The organism is Ruegeria sp. HKCCD7181 (assembly GCF_057221055.1).
In genome coordinates, this window is record NZ_JBWVBC010000001.1 from 656642 (window position 1) to 676018 (window position 19377).

14 protein-coding genes are annotated in these 19377 nt (G+C 54.7%); 11 read left to right on the forward strand and 3 right to left on the reverse strand.

The window, feature by feature from the left end; all coding sequences use genetic code 11:
- The first annotated feature begins 270 nt into the window (after positions 1-270).
- From AC2TCY_RS03170 to AC2TCY_RS03200, 7 genes are all read left to right on the forward strand, one after another.
- The gene (locus tag AC2TCY_RS03170) at positions 271-1593 is read left to right on the forward strand and encodes a Rieske 2Fe-2S domain-containing protein (RefSeq protein ID WP_480845412.1); all 1323 of its coding nucleotides are present in this window, start codon (positions 271-273) and stop codon (positions 1591-1593) included.
- A 70-nt stretch (positions 1594-1663) separates the two neighbouring features.
- Positions 1664-3679 carry a B12-binding domain-containing radical SAM protein gene (locus tag AC2TCY_RS03175; protein ID WP_480845414.1) on the forward strand — a complete coding sequence of 672 codons (2016 nt, stop codon included), beginning with the start codon at positions 1664-1666 and terminating at the stop codon, positions 3677-3679.
- A 251-nt stretch (positions 3680-3930) separates the two neighbouring features.
- Positions 3931-4707 carry a glucose-1-phosphate cytidylyltransferase gene (gene rfbF, locus AC2TCY_RS03180; protein WP_480845415.1) on the forward strand — a complete coding sequence of 259 codons (777 nt, stop codon included), beginning with the start codon at positions 3931-3933 and terminating at the stop codon, positions 4705-4707.
- Positions 4707-5798, forward strand: a complete 1092-nt coding sequence (gene rfbG, locus AC2TCY_RS03185; RefSeq protein ID WP_480845416.1) for a CDP-glucose 4,6-dehydratase — start codon at positions 4707-4709, stop codon at positions 5796-5798. Before rfbF ends, rfbG begins: the two co-directional genes overlap by 1 nt.
- Entirely contained in the window at positions 5798-7039 is a 1242-nt protein-coding gene (locus AC2TCY_RS03190; RefSeq protein WP_480845417.1) for a methyltransferase domain-containing protein, read from the forward strand. Before rfbG ends, AC2TCY_RS03190 begins: the two co-directional genes overlap by 1 nt.
- Positions 7036-7959 (forward strand): NAD-dependent epimerase/dehydratase family protein, encoded by a 924-nt coding sequence (locus AC2TCY_RS03195; protein ID WP_480845418.1) that lies wholly within the window; start codon positions 7036-7038, stop codon positions 7957-7959. The genes AC2TCY_RS03190 and AC2TCY_RS03195 overlap by 4 nt, the downstream gene beginning before the upstream one ends.
- Positions 7960-7991: 32 nt before the next feature.
- A complete protein-coding gene (locus tag AC2TCY_RS03200) occupies positions 7992-8351 on the forward strand; it encodes a GtrA family protein (RefSeq protein WP_480845419.1) in 360 nt (119 codons plus the stop codon).
- A gap of 4 nt (positions 8352-8355) precedes the next feature.
- Here the strand turns inward: AC2TCY_RS03200 and AC2TCY_RS03205 are convergent, their stop codons facing one another.
- The gene (locus AC2TCY_RS03205) at positions 8356-9306 is read right to left on the reverse strand and encodes a glycosyltransferase family 2 protein (protein WP_480845421.1); all 951 of its coding nucleotides are present in this window, start codon (positions 9304-9306) and stop codon (positions 8356-8358) included.
- Between the two features lie 229 nt (positions 9307-9535).
- Here AC2TCY_RS03205 and AC2TCY_RS03210 point away from each other — a divergent pair, with 229 nt between their 5' ends.
- A complete protein-coding gene (locus tag AC2TCY_RS03210; RefSeq protein WP_480845422.1) occupies positions 9536-11392 on the forward strand; it encodes a DUF6798 domain-containing protein in 1857 nt (618 codons plus the stop codon).
- A 5-nt stretch (positions 11393-11397) separates the two neighbouring features.
- Here AC2TCY_RS03210 and AC2TCY_RS03215 read toward each other — a convergent pair whose 3' ends face one another.
- A complete protein-coding gene (locus tag AC2TCY_RS03215) occupies positions 11398-12822 on the reverse strand; it encodes a hypothetical protein (RefSeq protein WP_480845423.1) in 1425 nt (474 codons plus the stop codon).
- 193 nt (positions 12823-13015) lie between these two features.
- On the opposite strand from AC2TCY_RS03215, the gene AC2TCY_RS03220 reads away from it, so the two are divergent.
- The 3 genes from AC2TCY_RS03220 (at position 13016) to AC2TCY_RS03230 (ending at position 17613) form a co-directional block, all read left to right on the forward strand.
- On the forward strand, positions 13016-14506 hold the full coding sequence (locus AC2TCY_RS03220) for a glycosyltransferase family 39 protein (protein ID WP_480845424.1): 1491 nt from the start codon (positions 13016-13018) through the stop codon (positions 14504-14506).
- On the forward strand, positions 14496-15977 hold the full coding sequence (locus AC2TCY_RS03225) for an oligosaccharide flippase family protein (protein WP_480845426.1): 1482 nt from the start codon (positions 14496-14498) through the stop codon (positions 15975-15977). Before AC2TCY_RS03220 ends, AC2TCY_RS03225 begins: the two co-directional genes overlap by 11 nt.
- A gap of 127 nt (positions 15978-16104) precedes the next feature.
- Positions 16105-17613, forward strand: coding sequence for a PepSY-associated TM helix domain-containing protein (locus AC2TCY_RS03230; RefSeq protein WP_480845427.1), 1509 nt, complete (start codon positions 16105-16107; stop codon positions 17611-17613).
- Between the two features lie 81 nt (positions 17614-17694).
- Here AC2TCY_RS03230 and AC2TCY_RS03235 read toward each other — a convergent pair whose 3' ends face one another.
- Positions 17695-19221: a polysaccharide pyruvyl transferase family protein gene (locus AC2TCY_RS03235; RefSeq protein ID WP_480845428.1), complete on the reverse strand. Its 1527-nt coding sequence runs from the start codon at positions 19219-19221 to the stop codon at positions 17695-17697.
- Positions 19222-19377 lie beyond the last annotated feature (156 nt).

The following is a 19377-nucleotide window of genomic DNA, read 5'->3' on the forward strand; positions in this document are numbered from 1 at the left end:
AGCGACAAACCATAATTTGTTCAGAAACTCATTGCTATCGCCCAGTAATCCTCGGCGGGAATTGTTTCCCTGTCAGCAACAAAATTGTGAATGCGGGGTATTTGGCGCTTAAAACCCCTAGGATTATAGGTGATCTCTGCGGTATTATCCGCGGAATGTGCGCCACATCAAATTATTGCGTGATAGGATAAAAACAGAGTTCAGGATTCCCTTGCCGGTCAGCATTTATTGAGGCTGCCTGGTGTGTATCGATTTAAGAGGTGGAAAATTATGGGATACCACGACCTGCGTTTTGATCAGGGGGACGGGCAGAACCGGTCCGGTCTGGAACGAAATATTCTGGATGGTGAGGTCTACGTTTTTCGTCAGGCCCTGCAAGCCTTCGATCTTTACGATATGTGGCATCAGGCCACGATCCGGGGCATATCGGCAGCGGTTGGGAAAGAGGCCGCAGAACGGGCCGAACGCGATGGTTATCATCGTATTCACGAGTGGGTATCGGCGACCGACATCCCCAAAGTGACTGATGCGGTTTATGCTGAAATTGAGCCTTTGACCCATGATTTTTTGGATCGGTTCATGAAGGGCGCTTTTCCGGACGTTGACACGTTCTTTTACGAGAGGGCACCAAACGTTCGCTTCCACATCCCCTTTGATATCGCCCAAGGCTACAAGAAAGAGTTCAACAAGTTTGCTGAGTCTTACGGGCAGGGGAAAATCGCTGCACATGGACCACACCGCGACAGCTGGCTGGATTGCCCATCGAACGGCATAAATCTGTGGTTTGCGATGGGGCGCATTCGTCCTGGCAACGGGCTGACTGTGTACCCGGATGACTATGTGGGTGAATACAATTATGTGCGCTCGGGGAACATTTCCGACGGCGAAAAGCTGCACAAGACCATGACGTTCGACCTGCATCCCGGCGACGTAGTGATGTTTCATACCGATCACGTGCATGGCTCGGAACTGAACCGCACGGATGAAACACGCTTTGCCATATCCTGCCGTCTGTCGGTGGACCGCCCGGTGTTTCCGCAACTGCACCACCACAACTATGTCTATTCTGGTTGGAGCGGATCGGCGACCTTGCGCCCGCTGGCGGAATGGCCTGCAAAACTGCAGCCCAGTTATGTGACCAGCCTTGCACTACGTGCGCGGAATAAGCTGATCCCTTCTCTGGCGCCCGGTGATCCGGAACCGAACCCGGCAGAAATGATTGGTACCAAAACCGACCGAGGGTTCGAGGTCGCATTAAAAGACGTACCGCCCGGTACTGTGCGTGGTGTCTCGCCCGCAATTTGCGTCGCACACCTGTCCGAGGGCAACGTGGTCGCGCTGACTCGGCGGTGCCCACATCAGGGCGGCGACCTGGCTAACGGTTGGGTGGAAGGCGATACCGTCGTGTGCCCGTGGCACAATCTGCCCTTTGACGCAAAATCTGGTAAGTCCGCCTGCCAATCCCTGCCTATGCTTAAACGCGTGGCATGTGAGATCGACGGTGAAATAATTGTCATTGACCCAAAGACGCAAATTAACACCAAAGAGGATAGCGAAGTTGAGCAATTTACCGAGGCTGCGGCCAACTCGTAAGGAACCCAAAAAGAAGACATAATCAATAGTAAGAGTTGTTCGTTGCTTCCGCCCTTCGGGAGGAATGCTAATGCGAATTTTCTTGGCCGATCTCGGCCACAATCTGGTTACTGAAACTTCCGACACCTATCCGCTGGGTGTCGGTAACCTAGCGACCTACGCGCAGGCGTATGTCAAATCTCCGACCCCAATTGAAATCGAGATTTTCCGAGACCCCATGGAGTTCAAGGCGGCACTGGACAGAGGGATTCCAGAAGTTGTCGGCTTCTCCAGCTATTCATGGAACCATCGTCTGGCCGAAGAATTTGGCGTCTATGTTAAAGACCGTTCGCCTGAAACTTTGACTTTGATGGGAGGTCCAAACTTTCCTCTGACAGAGGAAGAGCAGGATAACTGGATCCGGACAATGCCGCAGATTGATATCCACGTGCGCGGTCCGACCTATGAAGGAGAACGCGCCTTCCTCAATGCCTTACAGCGTTATGTCGACAGCGACTGTTCCATCGAGACTACCTGTTCGGAACCTATTGACGGCGCCCTTTGGGTGGATCGCAGTTCTGACGCGGTGATACGCGGAGGGGAAGTGCCGCGCATTCGGGATCTGGATGAAATCCCGTCACCCTATTTGGCGGGTTACATGGACAAGTTCTTCAACACCGGGCTGTTCGCGCTGATGCAGTTGGCACGCGGGTGCCCGTTTACCTGCGCCTTCTGCAATTCAGCCGTGAAATCCAATTCCAAAGTGTTTCGCCATTCCTTTGAGCGGACCAAAGCGGATCTGGATTACGTGGTCAGCCGTATCGACCGTTCTAGCCCGCTGTGTTTTGCCGACGACAATTTCGGGATGTACCTGCAGGACGAGGAAGTCGCCGATTACCTGGGCGCGTTGATGGATCGGTTTGACTGGCCGAAATATATCCGTACCACAACGGGAAAGAACCGCGGCGACCGCATTATCAAGGTTATGAATAAAGCACGCGGACGACTGCCGATGACGTCATCCGTACAGTCGCTGAATCCAACGGTCCTGAAGAATATCCAGCGGGACAACATCAAGCTGGAGACCTATGCCGAGATCCAGCAGGAACTGCACGCCAAAGGCATGCAGTCTTACGGGGAACTGATCCTGTGCATGCCAGGGGAAACCAAGGCTAGCTTTATGGATGCGGTCGATCAGTTGATAGAAACCGGTGTCAGCAGGGTTGCTGCGCATCAATTGATGTTGTTGCACGGGGCACCGCTGTCGAACCCGGACTCGCGAGAGAAATTTGGGTTCAAGACCCGGCACCGGGTCGTGGCCCGATGTCTCGGTCGCTATACCGGCAACACGGTGGTGGAAACCGAGGAGATGGTCGTCGAAAGCGAAAGCTTTTCGTTCCAGGATTATCTCGACACTCGGGTATTTCATCTGCTGCTGACAATCTTTTATTACGAGGGAAATTTCGAAGAGGCGTTTCATTTCAGTCGTGATCAGGGCATTCGGCCCTATCTGGTCGTTCGGAAAATGCAGGAAAACCTGTTGCAGGCCCCTGCGAGGTTTCAGAAAGCTATTGCGGACTATCTTGAGGAAAACCAGGCTGAGCTGTTTGAGACGCGCGAGGACTGCGTTGCCTGGGCGGATGAGAATTATGACGCACTGATATCCGGAGATCTGGGTGGCAATCTTCTGTCGAAATACGCGATGATCGGTCGTTTTATCATCGTGGATGAAGCACTGGAGTTCCTGGAACAAGCCATTAAGGAACTGCTCCCGCCTGATGACCACAAAGCGCATGCGCAATTGACCAGCATCATCGCTTACTATCGTTCCATCATGCTCAGCACACCCTTTGCGGACAGTCTTGAGGATGCACCGGTTTGGACAACATGGTATGATATCGAGGCATGGCGGGACGGAGATTTCAGCGTTTCTCTGGAGACGTTTCGATTTACCAGACCGCGCGATTTTGCGACTCGGGTCGACCCGCGCGTCAAGTCTGTTCTGCTTGCACGACTGGACACGTTTGGCGAACACCCAACGGGTTTGGGCAGGTTCACTCGGACAATGTTTGCGCGGGATTTCCGACGTGAGGTCGTGGGGCCTTAGCCAAGAAAACACATGAGCAAAGCGAGCCCCGGAGAGCTTGGAAGTAATCCGGGTTAAAAGCGAGAACGCGTTTACGGACTGAATTTATGAAATGGCGACAAATTTGCCGCTGCGTTGTGATTGTCAAAAATGCAGCATCAATGCTGTGGTCAAAGCATCTCACCGTTTCCCCAACTCACACCTTGGGTTAATGTTTCGACATTGTGCTGCCGGATTGTTTTCCCGGTTTTAGAGATTGAGGAAGGTTATTCATGAAATGCGTCATTCTTGCCGGTGGTCTTGGCACGCGCCTTGCCGAAGAAACCGTGCGCATTCCCAAGCCTATGGTCGAGATCGGCGGGCGGCCGATCTTATGGCATATCATGAAGATTTACGCCGCGCATGGCATCACCGATTTCATTGTCTGCCTGGGTTACAAAGGCTATGTAATCAAAGAATATTTCGCGAATTACGTGTTGCACATGTCCGACGTATCTGTTGACCTGGCAACAGGTGAAGTTGAGCTGAGCCATTGTGCGTCCGAACCCTGGCGCGTGACGATGATTGATACCGGTGCGAACAGCATGACCGGGGGACGCCTGCGTCGAGTCATGCCGCATCTGAGAAACGAAGAAGCATTTTGTCTGACCTATGGAGACGGGGTCGGTGATGTCGATGTCACCTCGTTGGTTGAGTACCACAAATCCCATGGCCGTCGCGCCACCGTGACGGCTGTACCGCCGCCGCGTCGTTTCGGCCAATTGGTCACGCAACAGGACAGGGTAGTGGATTTCTCGGAAAAACCTCTGGGAGATGGTGGCCTGATCAATGGCGGTTTTTTTGTTCTGTCTCCTGAAGTCGAAGCCTATCTGGAGGATGATAAGACAATTTGGGAGCAGGGGCCTTTGCAACGCCTCGCAGCCGACGATCACCTACGATCTTACGCCCATCCCGGATTCTGGCAGCCGATGGACACGATCCGCGAACGGGAAGAGCTTGAAGAGCTCTGGGCCTCCGGCCGGGCACCCTGGAAGACCTGGGACAAATGATGAGCCCAAAAGATGTAAGCCACAACTTCTGGGAAGGTCAGCGCGTCCTTGTTACCGGGAACACCGGGTTCAAAGGTGCATGGCTTACGCTTTGGCTCACTCAGATGGGGGCGAAAGTAACGGGTATTGGTCTGGCACCGGACAGTTCTCCGAACCTGTGGGACCTGAGCACGCAGACAGAAGTTGACCATCATCATGTGGATATTCGCGATCGGCAGGCTCTGATCGATCTGGTGCGCGACACTAGGCCGGAAATCGTCCTGCATCTGGCAGCGCAATCGCTGGTGCGTCGGTCGTATCACGACCCTGCGGGAACGTTCGCCACAAATGTTATGGGAACCGTGCACCTGCTCGAGGCGATTGCGTTGACGCAATCGGTGCAGGCCTGCGTCGTTGTAAGCTCTGACAAATGTTACGAAAACGCGGAAGACGGGCGTAGTTTTTCCGAAACAGATCCCATGGGCGGGCTTGATCCCTATTCCGGGTCCAAGGGGTGCACCGAGCTGGCCACAAATGCGTTGCGACACAGTTTCTTTGCGCCTTATGCGCCAGGTGGCCACCATTGCCGTATTGCCTCAGCGCGCGCAGGCAATGTGATCGGCGGGGGAGATTGGTCGGATGATCGCCTTGTACCTGATATCATTCGCGGTTGTCTCGGGGCCGAAGGTCACGTCGAAATCCGCTCACCGAAAGCCCTGAGGCCTTGGCAACATGTGCTGGAGCCTTTGCGCGGATACCTGATGCTGGCACAGAAACTGTGCAATGGAACGGATGGGGTCGACAGCGGGTGGAATTTCGGGCCGGACATGGCGGATGAGCGCCCGGTGATCGAAGTTGCGCGGGCCCTTGTCGGAGCCCTGGGACAGGGGCGGATCGAGATCGATGCACCAGACGATGCACCGCACGAAGCGACGACGCTAAGGCTGAACAGTAATCGCGCCCGTAAGATCGGGTGGGCCCCCAAGCTGAGCTTCGATGATACGATAGAGATGGTTGCAAACTGGTATGCTGCCTGGGCACGAGGCGAAGATGCAAGGGATCTCTGTCTGGCTCAGATTGCTGAGTATGAAAGCAAAGGTTCGAATTCGTAATGCAAGACACACCGACATGCCGTCACTGCGCTGCGCCTCTGACCAGAACCTTGGTTGATTTGGGCATGTCGCCGCTGGCCAATTCCTATGTGCCCTTAGATTGTGCGGACGTTCCCTGTCCGGAATACGAGCTGCACGCGCGGGTGTGTGACAAATGCTTTCTGGTGCAGGTCGAAGATGCAGTTCCTGCTGATACGATTTTTTCCGCAGACTACGCGTATTTCTCTAGTTTCTCTGAAAGCTGGCTGGCACATTGCCGTGCCTATGTCGACTTGATCTCGGCTCGATTGAAGCTGGGCAACGATGATCTGGTAATCGAGATCGCATCGAATGACGGGTATCTTTTGCAGTATTTTGTCGAGCGTGACATTCCCGTTCTTGGGGTCGAACCTGCGGCAGGTGTCGCCAATGCCGCTATCGAAAAAGGGGTGCCAACGCGCATTGCCTATTTCGACAACGCGCTGGCCCGTTCAATGCTGTCCGAGGGTCTGAGGCCGTCCCTGATCGTTTCAGCAAATGTGCTGGCACATGTGCCGGATATCAACGACTTCGTCTCCGGTATCGCAACTCTGCTGGACGGGGACGCAGTTTGGACGGTGGAATTCCCTCACCTGCTGAATCTTATCGAAAAGGTTCAGTTCGATACGATTTACCACGAACACTATACCTATCTGTCGCTTGGCACACTGGAGACGGTCTTTGCGTCTGCAGGCTTGCGGGTGTTCGACGTCGAGGCGATGCCGACCCACGGGGGGTCTCTCAGGCTGTTTGTTTGCCGTGCTGATTCAAGCCGCCCGGAGCGGCAAAATGTTGAGAATATGCGCAAGCGCGAACATCAGGTCGGCCTGAATAGTACCAGGGGATATGAAGGGTTTGATGCTCAGGTTCGATCCGTTCGGCAGGGGCTTTTGTCTTTTCTGCGCGCGGCCAAGGAGGGTAATCGCAGTGTCGCTGCCTATGGCGCTGCAGCCAAAGGCAACACCCTGTTGAATTACTGCGGCCTCACTGCTGAAGACATTGCCTATTGCGTGGACCGCAATCCCGCCAAGCAAAACAAGCTGCTTCCGGGGTCGCATATCCCCGTCAGCCCGGTTGAACGGCTTTTTCAGGAGCGACCGGATTTCGTATTGATCCTGCCATGGAACCTTCGCGATGAAATCGCCGGGCAATTGATAGAACTGGCGCGGAAGGGAACACAATTTGTCGTCCCCATTCCATCTCTGGAAATTTTCACCCCATGAGCCTGCGGATTCTCGTGACTGGTTCAAGTGGCCTGATTGGGCCCCATGCCTGTCGTGCGCTAAAGGTCAGGGGATTTGAAGTCGTCACTGTTGGTCGAAGCGCGCAGTGTGATATCGTTGCTGATCTGCTGGATGACCAATCTCGGCGCGACGCCATCCAAGCGGCGCAAGCCTCGCATCTTTTGCATCTGGCCTGGTTAGATGACCCACGCAATCGTTGGTTTGCACCAGAAAACCTGGATTGGGCAGCGGCTACGATAAACCTGATGCGTGAGTTCTCGTCCGCTGGCGGAGAACGTGCATTGTGTGCCGGCAGCTGCGCGGAATACAGTTGGTCACAAGACGCCCTGAGCCCAATGGGCGTTCTCAGCGAATATAGCCCTATTAGCCCCAGCAGCCTTTATGGACGGGCTAAGGCTTTGACGGGTGAGCTTTTGGTCAAAGCTCAGGCTGAACTTGGATTGTCCTTAAGCTGGGGTCGAATTTTCTTTTGCTACGGTCCCGGGGAAGCACCAGGTCGGCTTCTGAGCGATATCACGGAGGGTATCCTGAACGGAGAGCGCGTGGCTTGCACAGATGGCCTGCAACGGCGCGATTTCCTATATACGCCCGACTTGGGGGATGCGCTGGCGGCGGTATTGACCAGCGAATTGATTGGTCCAGTGAACATCGGTAGCGGAACCGCATCCCTTGTCCGTGATTTGATAATGGGCACCGCTGAACTATTGGGGCGGCCGGATCTGATCGATTTGGGCGCGCGATCACGCCCGGACACGGATCCACCGATTATTTGCGCGGATACCAGAAGGCTAAACAGCATCGGCTGGACGCCTCGATACTCGCTGGAGGACGGCCTGCGTGATTGCATACAGCGAGAGCTGCTTGCCAAGGCCCCAGATAACCTTGAAGGGGGGGGCTGATGCGCTCCGACAGGCGGAGATTTGTCGACTTTGTGTTGGTGGGATTGCTCAACACGCTTGTTGGCTACCTGATATATGTTGCCCTTGTTTATCTGAAAATTCCACCCCAGCCGGCGCTGGCGCTAGCATTCTTCTTGGGAGTGCTTTGGAATTTTTTTACCCATGCCAGATTAGTGTTCTTTGACTCAGACACCGGACTGCGCCGTTTGCCTGGGTACGTATTTTGTTATGTGTTGATCTACGCATTCAATGCGTTTTGTCTTGAATTCGCGTTGAAAGCCAACCTGTCACCCTACGTTGCGCAGGCAATTCTGGCCCCGGTCGCAGCGGTTCTTTCCTTTCTGCTGATCGGCAAGGCGCTTACAGGGCGCTTCCCGTTTACAAAAGCGTAGTGCGCTATCCGGGCTCTTCATCAATGTTTATTCGCTCGCGCTCCACAACGATTGGACCGCGTCGAACCTGGTTATGGATTGAAGTCACGTATTCGCCGAGCATGCCGATAAAGAACATCTGAATGCCAGACAAAAAGAACAGGGCCGTGATGATCGTGGTCACACCGCGCGGTGCCATTTCCGGGTTCAGCAAAAACAACAGAACGTTCAGCAACGCAAAACCGATACAGAAAACTGAAATGAACAGACCGACAATCGTGCAAAAACGCATAGGCGCACGTGTGAACGAGAAAATCCCATTCAGGGCCTGATCAATCAGCATCGGAAAATTGTGTTTGGACAGCCCGCGTTTGCGTTCCTTCCACACGTAGGGAACGATGATGCGCTTGAACCCCAATGACGCGATCATCCCGCGGATATAAGGATACTGATCCTCATGCGCCATGAGCGCATCCATGACCTTGCGATCAAGTAGCTGAAATTCACCTACATTCTGAGTGATCTCAAAATCCGACAGTTTGTTGACGATCCAGTAAAAGGCTTTGCGCAGCGACCGCATGGTAAAGCTTTCTTCGCGCACCGTGCGTGCGCCCGCCACAACCTCGTACCCTTGCTCCCACAAATTGACGAATTCAGGTATCAATTCCGGCGGGTCCTGAAGATCAACCGGCAGCATGACGAGAACGGCATCGCCTGTGGTATATTTCAATCCATTGAATACGGACCTGAAAACACCGAAGTTGCGCGCGTTGACGACGACTTTGACAGCAGGGTCCTTGTCCGCAAGTTCGCGTAAAATCTCGACCGTGCGATCGTTCGAGGCATTGTCGACAAAGATGTGTTCGCGCTTGTATCCGGGCAGTTCGTTTTCGAACAGCTCGCGGACCACTTCATAGCAACGCTGAACATTGTCTTCCTCATTGTAGGCGGGAGACACCAGTGAAATGGTCTTCATATCAATTGGCTTGCTCGTTGATTGGCTCGCTGAATTATCCGGCAACATAGACGACAATGGCACCTAGCACCAAGAATAGGGTCAAATAATAGATTTTGAGAAACAAAAACATGCAGAATCCTGGATTGTTTTGAAATCTTTCGCATTATTTCAGGACTTCTGGGTCGGTTCGGCAAGCTGGGCTAAGAGTTATTTGCCCCCGGCATCCAATTTGTAGGGACGTGTATTAATGGGTTCGATGACCGAAAAACATTCATATTCTGATCCAGGCCCGGCCCAGATCGTGCTTATTCTGATACTGATGTCGCTACTGCCCATGATCGGCGCCTTGTTTGGTCATGGCAACCAGGTCGAACAATTGCCAATCGTTGCGCGGCTTTTGGACCCGTCTTCCATGGCAGGCGATTTCTATACCGATCATGCCGCCGGTTTTGGCCCGCGCATTTACTACGCACGCACTTTGGCCTTCTTGCACACGTTTCTGCCGATGCCGTTTATCATCCATTCGATGATGTGTTTGTTTGCGTTCCTGCTGGGGGGCGTGACCTATCTGGGCGCGCGCCTTATCGTTCAGGCAAGCGTGACGGGCAGCTTGTTGGCGGCAGCGCTGGCCATTGCAAATGGCAGTTTTTCCCTAGGGCTGGCCGGCTATCTGAGATTTGACAGTTTTCAACCTGCTAATATCGCAATCGCCCTGGCGCTGGGCGGGCTGGTCCTGATGTTCCTTGAACGCCCGTGGTTGGCGGTCGTTGCTTTTGCGGCAGCTGCCTTGATGCACCCATTGATCGGAACCGAGATCGCCGCGATCGCTTTTGCTGCCGTGGCTGGAACCAAACTTGTATACCCCGGGCATCGGTCTCGGCTGCAGGCATTGTCTCCGATAGTAGGTGCCGGGCTGGCATTTGGTGTCCTTATGTGGGCGTTCTGGGCCTGGCCTGCCGGCGGGCACGCAGACGCGCCTCTTTCCGATACCGAGTTTTTCGACATTCTGATCGGTTTTCGCGCGCCCCATCATTACCTGGCATTTGAGTTTTATCGCCGCTCGTGGATCGAGGCCGGATTGTTTGTTCTGACGACGGGACTGTTTTTGTTTTGGTTCGCAAAACAGAGGACATTGCCGCAAAGTTCCACCCTGTTGCTTGGGCTGATCTGTGTGATTGTTCTGACTGCCTGCGCCGCCAGTCTGTGGTTTACGGATGTTCAACACAGCCGAATTTGGGCAACCGCTCAGGTGTTTCGTATGCTTATGGTCGTGAAATGGGTTGGATTTTTGTTGCTCGGAAAGCTGGTTGGTGACCTTTACGGCAAGGATCGGATTCTGGCATTGGCGTGCGCCTTAATGCTGTTGTTGGCCAGTGCCGACGGGCAATCCTACGCGATTGTGGTTGTTATGGTTGCCATAGTCGCAACGCAGCTCGTGCGTCACCTGTTTGCCGACCGATGGTCAGGGGTCATCGTTTGGCTGGGGCTAGGCTTTTGCATTGGCCTGAGCGTGGCGTTGGCCTGGCGTTACGGGATTCTTGTGCAGTCGCTGCGCGGCGCGGTGGCTTTTGTTCTCATTGCGCTTATCCTCCTACCTTCACGTCGCATAGGCGTGACGCTGGCCGTGATTGTCGGTGTCGGTCTGCCGGTACTGGCCTATTGGGCGCGCGGGTATCCAGCGTTGGGTCCTCTGGCGGGCTCGATTTACACTTGGTCCGACCACACCGACGCAGAGGCGGATATTGCCCGTCAGGCTGGGGTTGTCAGTGCCGAGGGCTCTATCTGGGCCGTTCCCCCGGATCACGAAAGATTTGGGTTGCTGTCGGATCGTGGTGTCATCGTTACTTTTACGGCCATCCCCTTCAATGATGCCGGTCTCGCGGACTGGCGCCGCCGTATTGAGGCGCTTTATGGCCCGTTCAGCAAGCAGGGGTTTGGTGCGCTCAGGGAAATGCGCGCAGCGCATAGGGCCAACACGGACTGGACATCCGCCGCGCAAAGCATGGGGGCCACCCATGCTGTTCTTTACAAAGACACGCCTTGGGACAGGGCGGTTCTGTACGAAAACCAAAGCTATAAAGCCGTGGCACTGGACGCCCCTTGAGCCCGTTATTCTGAGGGAAGTGGAAAGACCGAAACAACGGCCTGACCCGGAGCGTCCAGCGACACCGGGCCCGTTTCAATGGTCAGTGGAGGCAGATCGCCAGATATCACGCTCTTGTCCGTGTAGGTGACACCGTAGCGTCCGGCAGGCAGGTTCCAGAGTTCAATCTGCCCGGCGCGTGTGGTGCGAATGACCAGAACGGTCCCCGGATAAAGCCCGTCTTCGGGGTTTTCGAATGCCAGACCAAGATAGTCCGCGTTGTCCGTAACCGCCCCGATCCGCTGCGCCCCGCGTCGCACATACCGGAAATACTGAGCCAATTTGCGCCCCTGATGGGATAGCCCCACTTGTCCGTCTTCAGGCGTTCCGTACAACAGAACGCTGTTGGCAGGGGCAGGGGCAGGGGAATCCGGCGGATACCGAGCAATGATCGAATAGAGCTGCCAGGCGCTGGCTTGTGCGACGGTCAGGTCCTGTATCAGATCGTCGACTTGCCCGTTTGTATATTCCAGCATCTCGACCCGAACTCCGTTAGCCAGGGCCGTGTTGCGGATTTCACCCAAGATTTTAGGACGCCGCCCCGCATAGCGATGATAGGACAGCGCTGCGGTGCGCGGCGCAACGCGGGGAATACTCAAGGCAGATTGGAAATAGCGAACTGCATTTGAAGCGTTCACCACCGACGGCAATATCAGTTCAGGAGCTATGCTGTGAGGTTGCAGACGATCTGCTGCTGCTGCGCCGGCCCGCCCGATCTGCCTGCCGCGCCAGCCATTGGTGTTTTCCGGTTCAAGAATGACCTCAAGCGCGTCCGGCACCATTCCATAGCGGTCCTGTAGATGGAACACAGCCTGGCTGACCAGTTCGGCATACTCCTCGGGGTTATGCGCCAGGCTAAAATTACTCAAACTTTCGCTGTCGGATCGGAAATCGACGACGCACAGATTGACATAAAGATCCTCGCCGCGAGCACGCAGGCGTTCTTGCAGAGGGAGGACAACGTTTTGCATTTGAAAGTCGAGAAACGAGAAATGAAACCCTTCGGGACTGGCCACGAAGGGGTCTGAATTATCGTTAATTTTATGATAGAAATGGGCTTTCATCGCGCGGTATCCAATTTCTCCACGCTCGAACTGCGACCAGTAGTCTATCGGATTTTCCATGCCGGACCGGATTTCGATCCGCACACGGTTAATTCCGGCGTCCTCGACCAAAGCGTCCAAGATACGGTCATGAAGCTGTGTGTCCTGGTACCAACTGCCGTCGAAACGATCCAAGCTCTTTGCGTATTCCCAGCCGCGCGCCAATACCTCCCAGCCGTTCATGGTCTGAAAGCGCACGTCATTGTGGATCTTGATTGTCGCATTTTGAGCCGAGGCCATGCCACCAAGAGCCAGCAAGAAAGAAACGCACTTGAACAGTTTGAACATAAGCCACTCTCTCGGTAACAGAATCTATCAATACATCTTCAGATTAGTCCGATCTTTGGAATTCGAGTAGCTGGAAACAATCCCACGACTTCCAACAAACTGATCGCAAGTGCCCGGCGGTATTTGGATTTTCTGGCCTTGCAACTGGATTTCCGCTAGTCCGGTTCAGGATAGTTTAAGATAATTCGGTGATATGCGCAGATCAGTCTCGTTCGATCATCCACCTGTTCCCCCGGTCACGCGCGCGGAATTCCTGACGCTTGGCGTGATCTTGCTACTCGGCCTGATCTTGCGTGTGGTCAGCCTGAACGAGTCGCTGTGGTACGACGAGATCAACACTTTGACGGCTTATGTCAGGCTGCCGCTGGGCGAGCTTCTGACGACGTACGATAGCCTGAACAATCATGTTTTCTTCAGTCTCCAGAGCAAGGGTGCTGTTTCCCTTTTTGGTGAAAGCGCCTGGGCCTTGCGCCTACCTGCTGTACTATTGGGAGTTGCCAGCCTGTGGGCCCTTTGGCTGCTGGGCCGCCGTGTGGCATCCAGGCACGAAGCGCTAATGGCTGCAGCACTTATGGCGGTATCCTATCACCATGTCTGGTTTTCCCAGAATGCACGCGGCTATACCGGATTGTTGTTTATAGGGCTTGTCGCATTGGTTCTGGTCGTAGACGGCATGCGCAGACCAACATGGCGGGTCTGGCTGGGTTTTGGTCTGACGTTTGCCTTTGCGATGTACACGCATTTGTCAGCTGCGTTCTTCTACGCGGCGATCGGTCTGTCTTGGGCTCTGTGTTTGGTTTTGTCCCGAATGCGTGGCCAGATTAATCCCAAGGGTTCGATCATAATGCCGTTGACCGGTGCCGCATTGGGTATCGGAGTGACGGCGCTACTCTATCTGCCGATGTATGAGGCGATGATCACGACGTTTTCGGCAGTTCAGTCCGGGCCCGAGGATGTGGTGCGCCAGCAATCCATAGCGCAGTGGAAAAACCCTCTATGGACCCTGACTGAAATCATACGCGGCCTCGGCCCAATTCTTGGTCCGGTGATGCCGGTAGCGGCGCTTGTCATTGGCGTGGCTATGTTTCGAATGTACCGCTCTACGCCAGTTCTGCCGTTGGTTTTGTTGTTGCATGTCGCGCTGACCATCGCCCTGTTGGTCGCACTGTCCTTCCGGGTCTGGCCGCGGTATTTCCTGAGTGATCTTGGACTGATCTGTCTTTTTCTGATCTACGGCGCGACCGGAATAGGGGATTGGATCAGCAAACGTCTTGGCCTTGAAGGCCTGCGACTGGGGCAGGGTTTGGCCATTGTGGGAATACTTTCAACCCTTGTGCTTCTGCCCAAAAATTACCTTTACCCGAAACAGGATTTCACCGGCGCCAGAGATTTTGTCGAAAAAAACCGCAGTGCGGATGCGAGCGTGATCGCCCTTGGCTTAACCGTTCTGCCATATAGGGATTACTATGCCCCACAATGGGATGGGGCCGACAATCTGACCGAGTTCCAGTCGGTGTATAACCCGGACCGCGAAACCTGGATTGTCTATACCTTTCCAGCTGTTACGAAACGGCGCCATGCAGATATCCTGGATGGAATACAGGATGGATTCACCAAGGCTGCATTCTTCCCTGGCACGCTTTCCGGCGGGGGTATCGTCGTTTTAAGATCCAATGACCTCTGACGCTGGCGAAAACCGGGTCAAAGCCAGGCTCGCCCGTTTCTTTTCGCAATCGGGCCCAAAGTTCCTGCGCGATCTGTTTTCTCTGGCCGGAGGCCAAGCCCTGAGCATGTTGTTGGGGTTCATCACTTTTGCCTATCTGGCGCGGCAGATGGAGCCCGCAGCCTACGGAATGATCGAACTGGCCATTTCGGTTGCAGCATTTGCGACGATCGTCATTGAATGCGGTGCGGGAACAATTGGTGTCAAAGCGTTGGCGACGCGTCCGGGCGATGCGCAGAAGATTGCCAGCCAGGTGGCTGTCGCACGTTTCGTCATGGTGCTTTTCGTCCTGCCGGTCGCGATGCTGTTGTCGCAATTTGCTAATTTGACCCCTGCCGGAAAGGCCCTTTTGTGGGTCTACATAGCCAGCCTGGTTTTTGCGCCACTGAAACAGGAGTGGCTGCTGCAAGGGCTCGAGCATATGACCCTTGCGGCGCTGGCTCGCCCGATCCGTTCGTTGGGTTTTACCTTAGGGGTTATTCTACTGGTGCGACCGGGCAGTTCTCTGGTGACAGTGGGGTGGATAGAATGCGCCACACTACTGCTGGTGTCGATCTACTATGTCGGTGCGCAATATCATTTGCGGTTGCCCTTTCGGGGTGGATGGCCAATGCGCGATGCCCTGCGATTCCTGCGGGAAGGAGCCGCAGTCGGGCTTTCAAACATGCTCTGGGCTTTCATGCTTTATGCTCCGATGATGATGCTTGCGGTTCTGGCCGACCCGACACAGTCCGCGTGGTTGGGAGCGGCCCAGCGACTGGTCATTTCACTGCTTGCGCTAGGGTTCATCTATCACTTCAACCTTTATCCTGCGATCACACGCAGCTTGCACACTGATTTGGCCTTGTGGGACCGGGTGATGCGCGCGTCTGTGCATGTCATCGCTTGGGGCGGAATTTTCGTGGCACTGGTTCTGACTCTGTTCGGGCGCCAGATCATGGTCTTGGTATTCGGAGGTGCTTATGAAACTGCAACTCCTGCTCTGATCTGTCTGGCTTGGGTGTTCCCGTTGCGACTGCTGAGTGGCCATGCCCGTTGGTCGTTGATCGCAAAGAATGAGCAGAACTACCTACTGCGTGCTGAATTGTCCGGAGCAGTGGCGCTGCTTGTTACGGGTATTCTGATCATCCCCCATTTGGGGGCTGTAGGCGCGGCCCTGAGTTTTTTCGCCGCCAATCTAACCAGTGCATGCCTGACGCAAGTTGCCATTAATCGTCGCGTCGGGCCGCTTTACATTATTTTGCCATGTCTGATGCCCCTTACCGCAGCATTGGTAGCTGTCTTGCTATGGACCATCAGCGGAATGGAACCCAGTGCCGGTTTTGCAGGGCTGTCTTTCTTTTTGGCGATGGCCCTTGCACGAAGAAAAGTCCTTGCCGCGGATATCATTCGGCTGGCTTATTCGAAACCTCAGGTCGGCCGCGCGAGTTGAGAGATCCGCTAATCCCGTAGACCAAGGAATTGCGATTTTGTGCATTCAAGGTGGCTGGTATGCATGGATTTCGGCTTGGATCTTCTTATACTTGGTTTCGCTCCAAGCTGTGTTGCCGTGAATTTTGATGAAGTCAAAAAAGTCCATTCGTAATTTTGTGTTCTGGTTGCACACGTGGTGCGGGCTCAACATAGCCCTCTATCTGGGTTTCCTGTTCTTGTCCGGCACCCTTTTGACATTAACTCCGGAGCTTGAGGCCGTATTTGACGGCAATCGTCAGGCAGAAGGCCCCCGTGGCCCACTTCCGGTTGCAGCTATCTACGACAATATTCGAACCGAATGGCCGGAAGCGCGCTTTGTGCGTATCGAGCGCGGAGAATCCGGTTTTGTGGCGGATTACACAACTCTGCTGACGCCGTGGGGAGAGCTTGCCGAGGTTTGGACAGACCCCCAAACCGGAGCGATCACGGGTTTGACCGGCACGCTTAGCTTCAAGGAAATCTTGCGGATTTTTCACGACAGCTTGCTGACCCAGCATTGGATCGGAACTCTGCTTGTTACCATAAGCGCGCCAATATTGATCGTGTTGATCATCACAGGCCTGGTCAGCTACCGCCGGTTCTGGCGCGGATTTCTCCGACTTCCGTCGCGCGACCTCAGCGCGCGCGCATTTTGGGGCGGGATGCACCGTTTGGTAGCCCTTTGGTCACTGCCATTTCTGGTGTTGACGGCCGCAACCGGCCTGTATTTTTTCTTGGGCGTGCTGGGATTGACGTCTTACTCCTATCCGAAACCCGCCGAGCCAGCGGTCCGCAGTCAGCCATTGCCGGACGGTTTCACTGGCGCGGATTTGCAAAGGGCCGTCACGATCGCAACGGGCGAAATCCCCGGGATTGTGCCTGAAGGCATCGAACTGCCAGCCTTTCCCGACCAAAGCCTGATCGTTCGGGGGCAAGGCAGTGCCTGGCTTGTGGACCAGGTCGATACAGTGACACTTGATCCCACAGATTTTTCGATTCTCGGTTCATACCGTGCGGAAGATCTAAGCGGATTGACCCGCATCCGCGAAGCGGCCGACACCCTGCATTACGGGACCTGGGGCGGTACTTTGACCCGGGTGCTGTGGTTCCTGTTCGGCGTCATGGTGACCGGTTTGTGCTTTTTTGGCGTCATGGTGTACGCCCGCCGCGTGACCGGTGCGATCAATGAAACAAACCCTGGCGCGTTGCGCGTTGTGTGGCGTGGGATGTTTCCATTGAAATGGCTGTTGCCGTTAGGTTTGATCATGGGACTAGGTGCCGGAACTTACCTGTACGTTACCAAAACGGATCGCTGGAAACGTGTCCCCGCGTATGAACAAGCTTTGCAGGCAGACGGCACTGTTCGACTTTTCGCGCGCGGGAAGTTGCGGGCGGGCCAGATTCTTCCGCTTCGCCTGCGTGTCAAATCCGCCGACGTTGCCGAAGTTGACGTGACACTTGCGGGGCAAAGTCCGACGCCATTGCGGCTGGAGTCAAACTCGGAATGGCAAGAGGCCCATTTTGAAATGGCGGCCAGTGACAGCGACAATCCTGTGACAATCACATTGCCGGACGGAACGGTTTTGACCTGGTATCTGGGCCGCCCCGTCTTTTGATGAAATGAGGGGCAACACTGGCCCCAATTGATGACCGGGAGACTATTTGATTTCACATGTGATTTGAGTGCGGGGTAAATCTCAAGCGCTTTGGTTTATGTCTTTCCATGCTGCGCTTTGTTGTTCGGGTAAAAGAACGTAGTTGAGATTGTCTACAAGCCATTCCGCCTGCACCTCATCCATACTGAGTACGCGCGCGCCTTGGTCCAGGCTAGCAAACAACTGCTCCAATTTTCCATTTTGTGCGGGACAGAATTCAATCCCAAACGTTGGGATTTTCTGCGACAAACCCATAAGGCATCCATGGAAGCGCATTGCGACAACCGCGTTTAGGCGGCGCATCAAATACAGTATGCCGTCTACATTCAGAGGGGCTTCCAAAACCCGCAGGTCGGCTTCCGCGCCAACCTGCCGATGTAACCGATAGGCGGCTTCCAGATCTGATGCTCCAGATGGAATCAGGTTCACTGAGAAAAAGACAAACGTGATGGGTTCGGCACTGGACTGTGCCAGCCGGATCATCGCATGACTGCACTCTTCAATAAATCGATCTTCTGTTGTCGGGAGAACATCTTTCGCCAGCTCGGCCCATTGTTGTCGAACGGGGTGAAGGTTTATGCCCACCAGATGTCGCCCTTCGGTACCGGCCAACATTCGGTCAACAAACTGCTGCTCGGATGCTGCTAGTTTGCCGAGTTCCGCCGGCCGGCTACCGAGATATTCGAAGGCAGATTCGTCTCTGATGCTCACGTTAATGCCACTAAGCACCGGCGCCTTTGCCGATTGGTTTGTGCACACCGAGAAAACAGAAGCGTGTAACGCGATCTGACGTGCCATCCAACGTGAAAGCCTGCGCTTGTATGATCCAACATCTACGTCGCGACCTATGAATGGCTTTCCCTGAACAGTTGCCAAGCGTGCCGCCTTGAGATGCATCGCCAGCGTTCGAGGCACGTCTTTTAATTGCCCCCCAGCCAAAACCAACCCGTCGGTGCGAGAGATTTCGTCCCGAATTTCCCGATGTCCGTAAGGAGCGACGGTCACTTCAACCGGAGTTTCAAGACTGTCAGCCATGCGTTTGGTGTGTTTTGGCCGGGTGCTCAGAATTGTGGCGCGCGTTGTGCCGAAATCTTGGTTGAGACCCAAGAGTATGCCGCCCAAAGTGGCCGCATCGCCAGCATGTTCTCCGCCACAGGCGCCGATAAGGACGACGGAAGGCAGTGGCCCGATATCAAGTGTCGGCCCCGGACCGAACCCAAAGAAAGCCATCGTTCCGTGTCGCAACAGGGATAAGCCATCCTGCAGTGCTGAAGATGGTTTATTTTCGACACGTGGCGTGGAATTCAGAAATGATTGGCGGAACTCATTGACGAATTCCGCTTCGCGCGCGTCCAGGCCCTCAGAGGGCAGCAGTTCAGGTTTCAACCCTTTTTCCGCAAGAAGCTGCCAAATGCCTTCAAGATTGAAAACAGTTTCTGGCGTGACCGGTAATTTTACGACCTGACCAGCTTTGGGATTGCGTAACAAGCTATCCAGCGGCGTCGAATCGCCACCTAAATACGCATGCACACCGCGCATCTGCTCGGGCGTCAGGATGATATCCGCCATGCGCCCTCCTTTTGATGCCGCGCCCCATCACCCGAATTAATCCTTCCGGGCCGGGTATCAAATGTGATGGTCGGCCGATGCAGCGATTGCACTTGCGACTGCTTCAAGACCCAGTATCGGTCGCGTTCCGGATGGACATTTAGGGCCAAGGTCAGT

Coding starts and splice junctions, on each gene's coding strand:
- AC2TCY_RS03170 (WP_480845412.1), top strand. CDS start 271: ATGGGATACCACGACCTGCGTTTTGATCAGGGGGACGGGCAGAACCGG.
- AC2TCY_RS03175 (WP_480845414.1), top strand. CDS start 1,664: ATGCGAATTTTCTTGGCCGATCTCGGCCACAATCTGGTTACTGAAACT.
- rfbF (WP_480845415.1), top strand. CDS start 3,931: ATGAAATGCGTCATTCTTGCCGGTGGTCTTGGCACGCGCCTTGCCGAA.
- rfbG (WP_480845416.1), top strand. CDS start 4,707: ATGAGCCCAAAAGATGTAAGCCACAACTTCTGGGAAGGTCAGCGCGTC.
- AC2TCY_RS03190 (WP_480845417.1), top strand. CDS start 5,798: ATGCAAGACACACCGACATGCCGTCACTGCGCTGCGCCTCTGACCAGA.
- AC2TCY_RS03195 (WP_480845418.1), top strand. CDS start 7,036: ATGAGCCTGCGGATTCTCGTGACTGGTTCAAGTGGCCTGATTGGGCCC.
- AC2TCY_RS03205 (WP_480845421.1), bottom strand. CDS start 9,306: ATGAAGACCATTTCACTGGTGTCTCCCGCCTACAATGAGGAAGACAAT.
- AC2TCY_RS03210 (WP_480845422.1), top strand. CDS start 9,536: ATGGGTTCGATGACCGAAAAACATTCATATTCTGATCCAGGCCCGGCC.
- AC2TCY_RS03215 (WP_480845423.1), bottom strand. CDS start 12,822: ATGTTCAAACTGTTCAAGTGCGTTTCTTTCTTGCTGGCTCTTGGTGGC.
- AC2TCY_RS03220 (WP_480845424.1), top strand. CDS start 13,016: ATGCGCAGATCAGTCTCGTTCGATCATCCACCTGTTCCCCCGGTCACG.
- AC2TCY_RS03225 (WP_480845426.1), top strand. CDS start 14,496: ATGACCTCTGACGCTGGCGAAAACCGGGTCAAAGCCAGGCTCGCCCGT.
- AC2TCY_RS03230 (WP_480845427.1), top strand. CDS start 16,105: ATGAAGTCAAAAAAGTCCATTCGTAATTTTGTGTTCTGGTTGCACACG.
- AC2TCY_RS03235 (WP_480845428.1), bottom strand. CDS start 19,221: ATGGCGGATATCATCCTGACGCCCGAGCAGATGCGCGGTGTGCATGCG.